The following is a 12,994-nucleotide window of genomic DNA, read 5'->3' as shown; positions in this document are numbered from 1 at the left end:
GGCCAGATCGGCAATGAGCCACCCAAGCAATCATCGACGCCGAACCTAGCGGCAACCAGCCGAACCGATCACCACGTACATAGAAGCGTCTTGCACTTACGGTCGCCGTTCTGCCGGGCTACACCCCCTTTTGCCGGCACACAAAGTGCAAGATCGACGGGGGTGAGGGTGAGGGTGAGGGGGGTTAGGGGGTGCGGAGGTCGGTTAGGAGGCGCTCCACCTCGGCGTAGGACTCGGGGCTCAGCGGGCCCAGTTCCAGGGTGGTGAGGTTCTCGTCGGCCTGGGCGACCGTGCGCAGGCCGGGGATCGGCACGGTACGGGGGCTGCGCGCCAGCAGCCAGCCGAGCGCGCCCTGGGCCAGGGTACGGCCGTCGGCGGTGAGCGCCGCGCGGACCTGGTCGACCCGGGCCGCCCAGCGTGGCGTCGGCCGGCCGTCGGTGAACCATTCCAGCCACTCCGGTGCCCGGCCGCGCACGTCGTCCGCCCCGACCGCTCGGGTCGACCCGGTGAGCAGCCCCATCGCCAACGGGCCGCGGTTGAGGCTGGCCAGGTCGTGCCTGTCGCAGACCGCCAGCACCGCCGCGTTGTCGCGCAGCACCGACTCGTCGTGCTGGATCGCGGCGCAGTGCGGGCCGGCGGTCGCGAACGCCTCCGCCGAGGCCGGGTCGTCGGTGCTCCAGCCGTACGCCCGGATCTTGCCCTGGTCGACCAGGGCCTCCAGGGTGTCGATCAGGTCGAGCGCGGCGGGCACCGGCAGTGCGTTGATGTGCAGTTGGTAGAGGTCGACGTGGTCGGTGCCGAGCCGGCGCAGCGAGTCTTCCAGGCTGCGTACCGCGAAGGCCGGGCTGGCCTCGGTGCCGAGCGCCCGCCGGGTGCTCTCCTCGCTGACGTTGCCGAACTTGGTGGCGATGACCACGCTGTCCCGGCGCCCGGCCAGAGCTCGACCGAGGATCCGCTCGCTGTGCCCGGCGCCGTAGTTGCTGGCGGTGTCGAACAGGGTCACCCCGAGATCGAGCGCCCGATGGATGGTGCGGATCGACTCGCCGTCGTCCACCTCACCCCAGCCGAACGGCTGCCCGTCGTCACCCCAGAGCGGGCCGCCGATCGCCCAGCACCCCATTCCGATCGCGCTCACCGTGATGCCGCTGCGTCCCAGCGTCCGTGTCGTCGTCATGGTCACCAGCCTCCAACCTGGAGCGCGCTCCAGGTCAAGCGCTACCATCTCGCGAGATGAGCGGTTACGCCCCTTCGGAGGCCGCCCGCCGCAGCGGCTTCAGCCTGGACACCCTGCGGTACTACGAGAAGATCGGCCTGCTCGCGGACGTTGAGCGCACGGCGGGCGGGCAGCGGGTCTTCACCGACGACGACCTCGGCTGGCTGGTGCTGTTCCGCTGCCTGCGCGACACCGGGATGCCCATCGCGCAGATGCGCCGCTACGCGCAACTGGCCCGCGACGGCGAGCACACCACCGACGAGCGGCACGAGCTGCTGTGCCACCACGCGGCGCGGGTCGAGGAGCAGATGCGCCTGCTCCAGCGCCAGTACGACCACCTCCGGGAGAAGATCCGCTTCTACGAGCGACAACCCCCGATCGCCCCGGGCGCGGAGGCCGAGCAGGCCGGCTAGAGGGAACCGTGCGCGCTCATGCCGCCTAGCCGGAACCGGGCGCGCTCATGCCGAGCGGGCCGGCTAGCGGGAATCGGGCGCCGACAGGCCGAGCAGGTCCTCTGTCGTTCCGGTGCGACCGGTGAGCGCGTTCAGGGCGGTGACCAGTCGCTTCTCCTCGTACCGGAAGTGCGACTCCAGCAGGGCGGCGAGCCCGGCCAGCTCGGCGCGAACCTGGGCGACCGGCACCGCCGCGTCGCCGCTCAGCAGTGCCTCGACCCGTTCCAGGATCCCGGCCACCACCTCGTGATCGGTGATCAGGTTGTCGATGACCGGGCGCAGCTCGGGGGCCTCCTCGGCCAGCAGCCGGAACGCGCCCGCGTCCTCACCGCTGTGGTGTCGGCCGAGCGCGGCGCAGAAGGTGAGGCAGTGCGCCCGCAGGTCCCGCGATGGGGTGTCGAGGCTTGCCTGCAGCCGGGCCAGCTCCGCGCTGAGCCAGAGGTGGATCTCGATCATCTGATTGCCGACGGCGGCGAGCCGGCCGGCCGGCGAACCGGTGGGGTGCACGTGTCGTCCCATGCTGTCCCGCGCCTCCATGCCCACGGCGGCCTTCGGGCCGGGTGCACTGCGACGCTACGCCGAAGTCTAGGACCGGAGGGCCACGCCCCCAAACCCGGGAATCACGGCGTGGTTGGTTCGTCGGTCTCCTCGACGTCGTGCCAGCGCGCCCGCCAGGCGGCCTCATGGGCCTCGTGGCTGGTCCGCTCCTGGAAGACGGCGGCCCGCAGGGCGTGCCGCGATTGCGCCATCACCATCACCTCCACGGCCACCAGCGCCACGCAGATCACTGTCGCGAGGGTGAGCACGCCCAGCGCCGGCAGGTGCTGGCCGAACGGAAGGGCCGCCGTGAGAACCACTATGACGCCGATGCGGGTCCAGATGACGGTGTGCAGGGTGCGTAACTGGAAGAGCAGATTGACGGTGAAATAGCAGATCAGACCGCCGAAGAACATCGCTGTCGCCGGCCCCTCGATCTTCTCGGCGATCCCGCCGGCCGGGTCGGTGATCTTGTGGAGGATCTGCTCGTTGCCGATCGAGAAGAGGATCACCCCGGCGATCATCGGCAGGTACGCGTACGCGTACGCGTCGCGGGCCATCGCCACCCGGGGGCCGCCCTCTGCCGCGTGCAGGGCGATCCGGGCGGCCGGTCCGATGAAGTCGAAGTGCGCCCACCAGAGGGCTGCGGTGACCACGATGCCGAGCGCGGCGGCGGCCACCGCCGGCCAGGTGACCGGCTTGCCGAGCAGGTTGCCGCCCACCCCCGTCGAGATGATCGACTCGCCCAGCGCGATGATCAGGATGAGGTCGTAGCGCTCGGTCCAGTGCTCGGCGCTGGTCACCCCCCAGCCCCAGGTCCCGACGATGAAGCCGGTGGCGTACTGCACCACCACCACGGCGACCCACAGCCCGTCGCGCACCAGGGCAGCCTGGTCAGGGTCGGTGATCTGCGGCGGGATGAGCGCGGCGGCCAGCAGCAGCACGATGCTCACCGCCAGCTCCGGGGCGAAGCGCCGCAGTTGCCGCCGCTCCTGCGGGCTGTCCCGCACCACGTGCTGGTAGAGGATCCAGTGGATGCCGCGGACCACGACGTAACTGATCGCCACCAGCATCGGGCCGGCGGCGCTCCCCTTCGGGTCGCTGAACGCCTGCGGGAGCGCCAACGCGAACGCGAACAGGGCGACCATCGCGATGACCATGAGCACCGGGACGTAGCCCTCGCCGAGCCGGACCCGGGTGGCGACCAGGCTGTGCACCACCCAGATCCACCAGAGCACGGCGAGCACCAGGGCGGCGTGCAGCAGTTGCCGACCGGTGATGTTCGCGGCGGTGGCCCGGGTGATGATGAAGAACGAGAAGACGAAGACCAGGTCGAAGAAGACCTCGAACTTGTCCACCCGGGCGCCCGGGGCGATCGGGACGGCAGGTCCCAGTTGTCCACGCCGCCGGTAGCCGCCCACGATCCCACTCTGGCAGCGTCCGGGCTGGTCGGAGGCCGAACGGCGAGGGTGACAGGGCCCGGCGTTACTCCGGCCGGGGTCGGGGAAACACCGGGGCCACGGCCTCCCGCAGCGGGCCGGTCGGTCCGCCCACCCCGGACAAGGATGGACAATGACGACCAACAACCCGATCACCACCTCGTTCGCCCATCACTCCACGGCCATGGACGTGATCCGGGGCGTCGACCTCGTCGGGCGGCGGGCGATCGTCACCGGCGGGTCCTCCGGGATCGGCGTGGAGACCGCCCGCGCCCTGGCCAGCGCCGGCGCGGAGGTCACCCTGGCCGTCCGTAACCCGGACGCGGGTCAGCGGGCCGCCGACGACATCACCGGCACCACCGGCAACGACCGGGTCCTGGTAGCCCCGCTCGACCTCGCCGACCAGGATTCGATCGCCGACTTCGTGGCGAACTGGGACGGCCCCCTGCACATCCTGGTCAACAACGCCGGGATCATGGCGGCACCGCTGTCCCGTACACCGCAGGGCTGGGAGATGCAGTTCGCCACCAACCACCTGGGGCACTTCGCGCTCGCCAACGGGCTGCGCCGGGCGCTCGCCGCCGGCGACGGGGCCAGGATCGTCTCGGTCAGCTCCGCCGCCCACCTGCGCTCGCCGGTGGTCTTCGACGACATCCAGTACGACAAGCGGGAGTACGAGCCGTGGCAGGCGTACGGGCAGTCCAAGACGGCGAACGTGCTGTTCGCCGTGGAAGCGACCCGGCGCTGGTCCGACGACGGCATCTACACCAACTCGCTGATGCCCGGCGCGATCCAGACCAACCTGCAGCGCTACGTGAGCACGGAGGAACTGGACCGGATGCGGTCGGGCAACGCGGCGGCCTGGAAGACCGTCGAGCAGGGCGCGGCCACCTCCGTGCTCGTCGCCGCGTCACCGCTGCTCGACGAGGTGGGTGGGCGCTACTTCGAGGACTGCCAACAGGCCGCCCCCGCCCAGCCGGGCCAGCGGACCGGAGTCGCCGACTACGCGCTGGACCCGGAGGCCGCCGAGCGACTCTGGCAGGTGTCCACCGCTCTGCTCAAGAGCTGAGCACCAGAACGCCGAAGGGCGCCCCGGTCGATGACCGGGGCGCCCTTCTCGTCGTTCGGCGGATCAGGCCAGGCCCAGCTCCGACTCGAAGTTGCCGGCCTCCAGCCGCTCCTTGACAGTGGTCAGGAAGCGGGCCGCGTCGGCACCGTCGATCAGCCGGTGGTCGTACGACATGGCCAGGTAGACCATCGACCGGATCGCGACGACCTCGCCCAGCTCCGGGTCGTTGACCACGACCGGCCGCTTGACCACGGCACCGGTGCCGAGCATCGCCGACTGCGGCGACGGCACGATCGGGGTGTCGAAGAGCGCGCCCCGGCTGCCGGTGTTGGTCAGCGTGAAGGTCGCCCCGGCCAGCTCGTCCGGGCTGATCTTGTTGGTCCGGGTCCGCTCGGCCAGGTCGGCGACCCGCTTGGCGATGCCGCCCAGGTTGAGGTCGCCGGCGTTGTGGATGACCGGCGTCAGCAGACCCCGCTCGGTGTCCACCGCGATGCCGAGGTGCTCGGCCGCCGGGTAGGTGATCGTGCCACCCTCCAGGTCCATGCTGGCCTGGACGATCGGGTGGGTCTGCAGCGCCTCGATGGCGGCGAGCGCGAAGAACGGCAGGAAGGACAGCTTCACGCCGTGTCGCTGCACGAACGAGTCCTTCGCCTGCGCCCGCAGCTTGGCGATCCGGGTGACGTCCACCTCGACCACCGTGGTGAGCTGCGCCATCTCGTGCAGCGACTCGTGCAGCCGCTTGGCGATGGCCTTGCGGATCCGGGGGAGCTTCTCGGTGGTGCCCCGCTTGCCGCTCGGCTGCGGCTTCGCGGCCGGCGTGGCCGCAGCCGCCGACGGCGCGGCCGACGGCGCCGGTGCGGCGGCGGGAGCGGCCTTGGCTGCCTTCGCCTTCTCGGCCGCCTCCAGCACGTCCTGCTTGCGGATCCGACCACCCACGCCGGTGCCGTTGAGCGCGGACAGGTCCACACCGTGCTCGGCGGCGAGCTTGCGCACCAGCGGGGTCACGTACCCGGCGGCCTCCTCGCCGGCGCCCGGCGCCGGAGCGGACGGACGTGCCGGCGCCGAGGTCGACGCGGCGGGCTGCGCGGCCTGCTCGGTCTTCGCCGGCTGCGCCGAGCTCTCGGTCTCCGCGGCGGGCTCGCTGTACGAGGCGCCCTGCGTGGGCTCCTCGACCTTCGGCTCCGGCTCGGCCTTCGGCGCCGGCTTGGCCTCCGCCTTCGGCTCGGGCTGCGCCTGGGCGGGGGCCCCGCCGGCAGCGCCGATGATCGCCAGGTCGGCGCCGACCGCTGCGGTCTCGTCCTCGGCGACCTTGATCTCCAGCACCGTGCCGGCGACCGGCGACGGGATCTCGGTGTCCACCTTGTCGGTAGAGACCTCCAGCAGCGGCTCGTCGACCTCGATGGTCTCGCCGACCTGCTTCAGCCAGCGGGTGACCGTACCCTCGGTGACGCTCTCGCCCAGGGCGGGCATCTTCACCGCGGTGCCCTCGCCCGACGAGGCGGCGGCCGGAGCCGGCGTCTCGGCCGGGGCCTCGTCCTGGGCCACCTCGTCGGCGGTGCCCTCGGCGGCGGCCGTCGGCTCGGCGGCCGGCTCGACCGACTCGGCCGGGGCCTGCTCCTGCGGGGCCGCCTCGCCGCCGCCGGTCGACTCGCCCTCACCGGCGATGACGGCCAGCTCGCTGCCGACCTCGGCGGTCTCGTCCTCGCCGACCACGATCCGGCTCAGCACGCCGGCGGCGGGTGACGGGATCTCGGTGTCGACCTTGTCGGTGGAGACCTCGAGCAGGGGCTCGTCGACCTCGACCGTGTCGCCCTCCTGCTTGAGCCAGCGAGTGACGGTGCCCTCGGTGACGCTCTCGCCGAGCCGGGGCATGGTGACCGATACCGGCATGTTCTGAGACTCCTTCATTCCCCTGGTGGGATCTTCGCCCGTCGCCGGACGCCGCGGTTGTGGATGATCAGGCGTGCGCGTGCAGCGGCTTGCCGGCGAGGGCCAGGTGCGCCTCGCCCAGGGCCTCGTTCTGGGTCGGGTGGGCGTGCACGAGCTGGGCGACCTCCGCCGGGTACGCCTCCCAGTTGTAGATGAGCTGCGCCTCACCGATCAGCTCACCCACCCGGGCGCCGATCATGTGTACGCCGACGACCGGGCCGTCCTCGACCCGGACCAGCTTCACGAAGCCGGTGGTCTTGAGGATCTGGCTCTTTCCGTTGCCACCCAGGTTGTAGTTGTACGTCTTGACCTTGTCGGCGCCGTACTGCTCCTTGGCCTTGGCCTCGGTGAGGCCCACCGACGCCAGCTCCGGGTCGCAGTACGTGACGCGCGGGATGCCGACCTCGTCGATCACGGCGGGGGTCTGCCCGGCGATCTCCTCGGCGACGAAGATGCCCTGCTGGAAGCCGCGGTGCGCGAGCTGGAGGCCGGGCACGATGTCGCCGACCGCGTAGACGTTCGGCACGCTGGTGCGCAGCCGCTCGTCGGTCAGCACGAACCCGCGGTCCATCGTGACGCCCTGCTCCTCGTACCCGAGGTTGGCGGTGTTCGGGCCACGACCCACGGCTACCAGCAGCAGCTCCGCCTCGACGGTCTCGCCACCCTGGATGGTCAGCTTGACGCCGCCCTCGGTCTTCTCGACCTTCTCGAACGGCTTGCCGACCTTGAAGTTGATCTTTCGCTTGCGGAACGCCCGCTCCAACGCCTTGGACGACTCCTCGTCCTCGGCGGCGACCAGCCGGGGCAGCGCCTCGACGATCGTCACGTCCACACCGAAGGACTTCCACACGCTGGCGAACTCGACGCCGATCACGCCGCCGCCGAGCACGATCACCGACGACGGCACCCGGTCCATCGTGAGGGCGTGGTCGCTGGTGATGATCCGCTCGCCGTCGACCTCCAGGCCGGGCAGGCTCTTCGCGTACGAGCCGGAGGCCAGGACGATGTTGCGGCCGGTGTAGCGCTTGCCGTCCACCTCGACCACGTTCTTGCCGACCAGCTTGCCGGCACCCTCGACGATCGTGATGCCCTTGTTGCCCTTCAACATGCCCTGCAGGCCCTTGTAGAGGCGGGCGATCACGCCGTCCTTGTACGAGTTGACCCCGGCCATGTCGATGCCGATCAGCTCGGCCTTGACCCCGAACTGCTCCGACTCACGGGCCTGGTCGGCGATCTCGGCGGCGTGCAGCAGGGCCTTCGTCGGGATGCAGCCGTTGTGCAGGCAGGTGCCGCCGAGTTTGCCCTTCTCGACCAGCGCGACCTTCAGGCCCAGCTGGACGGCGCGCAGCGCGGTCGCGTAGCCGCCGCTGCCACCTCCGAGAATGACAATGTCGAAGGTCGCTTCGTTCGGCTCGCTCACGTCCAACTCCCAGGTCGCGTCGCTGCATCGGGGGTCACAGAGGTGTAACACGGACACACCCCACCTCGGTCATCTTGTCACCACTGAGCACAGGGTGCGTACCGAGGTGCCCAACGACACGTCATCGACACGTACCCTTGGCACCGTTGTCGATGACGCACGGTGGGGGAGAGAACCGGTGGGCTTGTTCCGGCGCCGCAAACAGGCGGCTGTGCCGAGCCATGACCGTGCTGCCAGTCGTGGGGATCTGGACCATTTGGAGAACTTCATCCGGAGTCGGCGCGGCGTCGAGGCGTACATCGAACCCCGTACGACGGTGACCGAGACCACCGTCATCCTGATCGCCGACGACGGGGAGTGGACCCGTCGGCGCATCGACGGCCCGGACGGAGCCCGGCGCTTCGCGTACCGGATGGGCATCCCGGTCTACGACGTCCGGCTGATGGGCTACCCGCAGCGGATGCGCGACTTCAACGAACGCCGCAAACGTCGCCCCGAACGCTACTGAGAGGGCCCCCGGCATCGACCGGGGGCCCTTCTTCGTCCGTACCGTCAGCCGTTGGCGGCGACGTCCTCGACGAGCTGCACCAGCGTGCGGACCGGAACGCCCGTGCCGCCCTTGGTCCAGTAGCCGGTCGGCTCGCCCGAGTGGTAGCCCGGCCCGGCGATGTCGATGTGCGCCCACGCCACGTCGTCGGTCACGAACTCGCGCAGGAACACGCCGCCCTGCAACATGTGACCGGCCCGGTCCATCCCGGCGTTGACCTGCGAGATGTCCGCCACATCCGACTCCATGCCCTTACGGACGTCGTCGGGCAGCGGCATCGGCCAGGCCGGCTCGCCGACGGCGTCGCCGGCCACCTTCACCCGGTCGCACAGCTGCGGGGTGCCCATCACGCCGGCCATCCGCTTGCCCAGCGAGATGACCTGGCCGCCGGTCAGGGTGGAAGTCTCGAACAGGTAGTCGGTGCCGTCCGCGCAGGCACGGGCCATGGCGTCGCCCAGGATCATCCGGCCCTCGGCGTCGGTGTTGAGCACCTCGACCCGCTTGCCGTTGAACATGGTGATCACGTCACCCGGCCGGTAGCTGGTGCCCGACGGCATGTTCTCCGCCATCGGCAGGTACGCGCTGACCGCCACCGTCGGCTTCAGCGCGGCGATCGCCAGCATGGCCGCGCCCACCGCGGCGGCGCCCGCCATGTCGGACTTCATCTCCCACATACCCTGCGCCGGCTTGATCGAGATGCCGCCGGTGTCGAAGGTGATGCCCTTGCCGACCAGCGCGACCCGCTTGCCGTTGCCGCCGTCCTGCGGGGTGTAGGTGAGCTTCACCAGCCGCGGCGGGGCCTCCGAGCCCTGCCCGACCGCGACGATGCCGCCGTACCCGCCAGCGGCCAACGCCGCCTCGTCGAGCACCTCGACGCCGAGGCCCGCCTCGCGCGCCGCGCCGGCGACCGCGTCGGCGAACGACGGCGGGCGCAGCTCGTTCGGCGCGGTGTTCACCCAGTCCCGGCTGAGCCGGACCGCGCCCGCCACCGCCTGCGCCCGGACGACCTCCGCCTGGGCGCCCGCGTCACCGGCGTCCGGCACCGCGATGAGCACCTCGGCCACCGGCTCGCGCCGGGTCGGCTGGGGACGGGTCTTGTAACCGGCGAACCGGTACCCACCCAGCAGCGCGCCCTCCGCGACCGCGCGCAGCTCGGCCGACGCGTCCGCGTCGTCCGGCAGCGGCAGCGCCAGCGCGACGGTGGATGCGCCCGCCAGGGCCCGGATCGCCGCACCCGCGGCCCGGCGCAGCGTCTCCGGGGCCGGAGCGGCACCCGACGGCTCCGGACCGAGCCCGACGGCGGTGACCAGCGGGGCGGTCACGGTGCCCAGCGTGGCCAGCTTGATGACCTCACCCGGCCCGCCGGTCGCGCCGAGCAGCGCGAGGGTCTCGGTCAGCTTGCCGTCGAACGCGGCAGCGATGCTCTCCGCGCCGCTGGCCAGCAGCAGGGTGCCGGCGAGGCCGCTGGTGGCGCCCTGCTCTCCGGTCTGGCTGTGCACGCCGATCACGATCGCGTCGACGGCGAGCTCCGCCGGGTCGGTGTCGACCAGGCTCAGGTTGGTGGTGCGGGGTGAAGTCACTGAAGCTACTCCGGGCGGGCCGGGCCGGTCGCGGCGTCGCGTACCAGCGGTGAAGGTCTCCGGCGGAACCTACCCGCCGGACGTCATGGCTGTCCCGCCGACAGCGCCAGCGGGCTCCCGCCGATGCTAACCAGCGACGTTGCCCCCGGTAAGTTGCCACCCATGACCGACGTGACCTCCGACGCCGCCGCGACCCGGCTGCGCCGTTCCCCGCTGCACGAGCGGCACACCGCCGCCGGCGCCAAGTTCGCCCCCTTCGGGGGCTGGGAAATGCCCCTGGAGTACGCCGGCGGCGGGGTGCTCAAGGAGCACACCGCGGTGCGTACGGCGGTCGGGGTATTCGACGTGTCACACCTGGGCAAGGCCCGGGTGAGCGGCCCCGGCGCGGCCGACTTCGTCAACTCCTGCCTCAGCAACGACCTGGGCCGGATCGGCCCGGGCCGGGCGCAGTACACGCTCTGCTGCGACGACGCCACCGGCGGTGTGGTGGACGACATCATCGCCTACCTCTACGCCGACGACCATGTCTTCCTCATCCCGAACGCGGCGAACACCGCGGAGGTGGTGCGCCGGTTGCGCGCCGCCGCGCCCGCACAGGTGACAGTCACCGACGAGCACGAGGCGTACGCGGTGCTGGCCGTGCAGGGTCCCCGCTCGGCCGAGTTGCTCGCCGCCCTGGACCTGCCCACCGAGCACGGCTACATGAGCTTCTCGGCCGCGAGCCTGGCCGGGGTGGAGCTGACTGTCTGCCGCACCGGCTACACGGGCGAGCTGGGCTACGAACTGGTGGTTCCGGCGGAGCACGCGGTCGCCGTCTGGGATGCGCTCTTCGCCGCCGGCGCGGCGTTCGAGCTGCGGGCCTGCGGGCTGGCCGCCCGGGACACGCTGCGGACCGAGATGGGTTACCCGCTGCACGGGCAGGACCTCTCCCTGGACATCAGCCCGGTGCAGGCCCGCTCCGGCTGGGCGGTCGGTTGGGACAAGCCGGCCTTCTGGGGCCGCGACGCGCTGCTGGCCGAGAAGGCCGCCGGCCCCCGGCGTACGCTGCGCGGCCTGGTGGCCGTCGACCGGGCGATCCCGCGGCCGGGCATGACCCTGCACGTGGGCGACGCCCAGGTCGGCACCGTGACCAGCGGCACCTTCAGCCCGACGAGGAAGCAGGGCATCGCGCTGGCCCTGCTCAACACCGACGCCAACCTCACCGACGGCGACGAGGTCGAGATCGACATCCGAGGCCGCCGAGCCCCCCTGACCCTGACCAAGCCCCCCTTCGTAACCCCCTCAGTGAAGTAACCCGCCCCCGCCTCACCCCGGGCCCCAGATGTTGTTGATCATGAAGTTATTGTCACGACACGCCGGGCAGTCATGGCGATAACTTCATGATCAACGGGGCTCGGGCCACGGGGCTGGGGCCACGGGGCTGGGGCCACCGGGCTGGGGCTGGGTGGGGTTAGGGGGTTTGGGGGGTTGGGGGTTCGCCGGAGTCCAGGACTGCCTGGGTCCAGCCGCCTTCGATGACACCCGTGGCGTCCAGGACGGCCCAGTCGACCACGTCGGACGTCTCCACGACCACGGGAGCGCCGATGCGGACGCTCTGGTCGGTGTTGGCATCGCTGGCGCTCACGCCGACGATGCGTTCCGGGGTCTCCCAGGACGTGACGCCCGCCCAGACGTACTCCGGACCGTCGTCTCCGGGCAGGCCGTACTTCACCACGAGCTGTGACTCGGTGGGGAGGAGGCCTGCGACGAACCGGGCCCGAGCGTCGTCCAGCGCGGCCCGGGCGGTGGCGACCGCACGGCTCATCGCGTCACCGGAGCGGGCGTAACGCACGTCCGGCTGGATGCCGGAGAACAGGGTCGCGCAGGCGGCCGCGTAGTAGCGCCCGTCCGGGCCGGGGTGCCCGGCCGGCGGGCGCAGGCTGAGGAACGAGTCGGCCTCCGGGTCGGTCGCCGGGTCCAGTTCGAGGCGCAGCAGCACCGGGGCGGTCGCGCCGTGCTGCTCCGGGTTGCCGTACGCCACCGCGATGTCGTGCCCGGTGACCGTGGCCAGCACCGGGAGCTGCACGAACGCCGGCACCTCCTCGCCGGTGAGCCCGTCGGTCCAGTCCCGCAGCAGTCGGCGGGCCGCCCCGGTCATCACCGCGCCCCAGGCCCGGGTGAGGTGGTCGGGCACCCCCTGGGTCTGCAACTCCAGCAGACCGAAGCGGCGCAACCCCTTCGTGGTGAACCACAGGCCCTCGGTGTCCGACGAGTACGGCACCAGCACCCAGTCGACGAGTCGGATGCGGCCCTGCTCGTCGGGGAGGGAGCGCAGCGCGGTCGCCGGGTCGAGGAACTGGAGCCCGAAGACGTCCACCACGTCGCTGCCGACGGATTCCGCCACGGCGGCCGCGACCGCCCGCGCGGCCCACTCGTGCGCGGGTGGCCAACCGGGCCGGTACTCGGCCTGTACGACCACCAGGTGCGTCGCCGCCGCCAGCCGGTCCAGCTGCTCCTTGGTGGCACCGAACGCGGTGAGCAGGTCCGGTGGCAGCTCGGGGAACTCGGCGATCGGCCGGGTGTCGACGCTCATCAGCGGGCTGTCGAGCATCTGCCGGGCCAGCCCGTGCACCGGCTCGGCCAGCCGGCCGGTCAGGGCCGCCACCGCGGTCTTCGCGCTGACCTTCGGGAGCCCCGCTATCGGCACCAGGTAGGTCGCGCTGAGCGACTCCGGCACCGGAACGGGCAGGAAGTCGTCCGTGATGAGCATTGTGGGATCCCCCGGTGGCCGCGCCGGTGTTGTCGAGCCGAACGCTACCCGGCCCGCCG

11 protein-coding genes are annotated in these 12,994 nt (G+C 71.6%); 4 read left to right on the top strand and 7 right to left on the bottom strand.

Translation table 11 applies throughout. The features are described from left to right. Positions 1–184 precede the first annotated feature (184 nt). Positions 185–1,174, bottom strand: coding sequence for an aldo/keto reductase (locus ACZ6NZ_RS27615; RefSeq protein ID WP_465860901.1), 990 nt, complete (start codon positions 1,172–1,174; stop codon positions 185–187). Positions 1,175–1,230: 56 nt separating this feature from the next. Here ACZ6NZ_RS27615 and ACZ6NZ_RS27610 point away from each other — a divergent pair, with 56 nt between their 5' ends. Then, positions 1,231–1,626: a MerR family transcriptional regulator gene (locus ACZ6NZ_RS27610; protein WP_465860900.1), complete on the top strand. Its 396-nt coding sequence runs from the start codon at positions 1,231–1,233 to the stop codon at positions 1,624–1,626. A gap of 63 nt (positions 1,627–1,689) precedes the next feature. Here ACZ6NZ_RS27610 and ACZ6NZ_RS27605 read toward each other — a convergent pair whose 3' ends face one another. Together ACZ6NZ_RS27605 and ACZ6NZ_RS27600 are read right to left on the bottom strand one after the other, a co-directional pair. After that, positions 1,690–2,184, bottom strand: a complete 495-nt coding sequence (locus tag ACZ6NZ_RS27605; protein WP_465860899.1) for a hemerythrin domain-containing protein — start codon at positions 2,182–2,184, stop codon at positions 1,690–1,692. 101 nt (positions 2,185–2,285) lie between these two features. After that, the gene (locus ACZ6NZ_RS27600; protein ID WP_465860898.1) at positions 2,286–3,623 is read right to left on the bottom strand and encodes a low temperature requirement protein A; all 1,338 of its coding nucleotides are present in this window, start codon (positions 3,621–3,623) and stop codon (positions 2,286–2,288) included. Between the two features lie 151 nt (positions 3,624–3,774). Between ACZ6NZ_RS27600 and ACZ6NZ_RS27595 the strand changes: the two genes are divergently transcribed. Continuing rightward, complete coding sequence (locus ACZ6NZ_RS27595) at positions 3,775–4,710, top strand: SDR family NAD(P)-dependent oxidoreductase (RefSeq protein WP_465860897.1); 936 nt, start codon at positions 3,775–3,777, stop codon at positions 4,708–4,710. 63 nt (positions 4,711–4,773) lie between these two features. Here the strand turns inward: ACZ6NZ_RS27595 and sucB are convergent, their stop codons facing one another. Further along, complete coding sequence (gene sucB / locus ACZ6NZ_RS27590; RefSeq protein ID WP_465860896.1) at positions 4,774–6,600, bottom strand: 2-oxoglutarate dehydrogenase, E2 component, dihydrolipoamide succinyltransferase; 1,827 nt, start codon at positions 6,598–6,600, stop codon at positions 4,774–4,776. A 67-nt stretch (positions 6,601–6,667) separates the two neighbouring features. Beyond that, complete coding sequence (lpdA, locus tag ACZ6NZ_RS27585) at positions 6,668–8,059, bottom strand: dihydrolipoyl dehydrogenase (RefSeq protein WP_396794135.1); 1,392 nt, start codon at positions 8,057–8,059, stop codon at positions 6,668–6,670. Between the two features lie 178 nt (positions 8,060–8,237). Here lpdA and ACZ6NZ_RS27580 point away from each other — a divergent pair, with 178 nt between their 5' ends. Continuing rightward, positions 8,238–8,567 (top strand): hypothetical protein, encoded by a 330-nt coding sequence (locus tag ACZ6NZ_RS27580; RefSeq protein ID WP_112589164.1) that lies wholly within the window; start codon positions 8,238–8,240, stop codon positions 8,565–8,567. 44 nt (positions 8,568–8,611) lie between these two features. Here the strand turns inward: ACZ6NZ_RS27580 and ACZ6NZ_RS27575 are convergent, their stop codons facing one another. Then, a complete protein-coding gene (locus tag ACZ6NZ_RS27575) occupies positions 8,612–10,186 on the bottom strand; it encodes a leucyl aminopeptidase (RefSeq protein WP_465860895.1) in 1,575 nt (524 codons plus the stop codon). Between the two features lie 162 nt (positions 10,187–10,348). On the opposite strand from ACZ6NZ_RS27575, the gene gcvT reads away from it, so the two are divergent. Next, positions 10,349–11,479: a glycine cleavage system aminomethyltransferase GcvT gene (gene gcvT / locus ACZ6NZ_RS27570; RefSeq protein ID WP_465860894.1), complete on the top strand. Its 1,131-nt coding sequence runs from the start codon at positions 10,349–10,351 to the stop codon at positions 11,477–11,479. 157 nt (positions 11,480–11,636) lie between these two features. Here gcvT and ACZ6NZ_RS27565 read toward each other — a convergent pair whose 3' ends face one another. Beyond that, positions 11,637–12,935: a DUF2314 domain-containing protein gene (locus ACZ6NZ_RS27565; protein ID WP_465860893.1), complete on the bottom strand. Its 1,299-nt coding sequence runs from the start codon at positions 12,933–12,935 to the stop codon at positions 11,637–11,639. Between the last annotated feature and the right edge of the window lie 59 nt (positions 12,936–12,994).

It is taken from the genome of Micromonospora sp. NPDC047756, from assembly GCF_055587245.1.
The sequence above is the reverse complement of the archived record's forward strand: the minus strand, read 5'-3'. Positions and strand labels throughout refer to the sequence as shown.

Coding starts and splice junctions, on each gene's coding strand:
- ACZ6NZ_RS27615 (WP_465860901.1), bottom strand. CDS start 1,174: ATGACGACGACACGGACGCTGGGACGCAGCGGCATCACGGTGAGCGCG.
- ACZ6NZ_RS27610 (WP_465860900.1), top strand. CDS start 1,231: ATGAGCGGTTACGCCCCTTCGGAGGCCGCCCGCCGCAGCGGCTTCAGC.
- ACZ6NZ_RS27605 (WP_465860899.1), bottom strand. CDS start 2,184: ATGGGACGACACGTGCACCCCACCGGTTCGCCGGCCGGCCGGCTCGCC.
- ACZ6NZ_RS27595 (WP_465860897.1), top strand. CDS start 3,775: ATGACGACCAACAACCCGATCACCACCTCGTTCGCCCATCACTCCACG.
- sucB (WP_465860896.1), bottom strand. CDS start 6,600: ATGCCGGTATCGGTCACCATGCCCCGGCTCGGCGAGAGCGTCACCGAG.
- gcvT (WP_465860894.1), top strand. CDS start 10,349: ATGACCGACGTGACCTCCGACGCCGCCGCGACCCGGCTGCGCCGTTCC.
- ACZ6NZ_RS27565 (WP_465860893.1), bottom strand. CDS start 12,935: ATGCTCATCACGGACGACTTCCTGCCCGTTCCGGTGCCGGAGTCGCTC.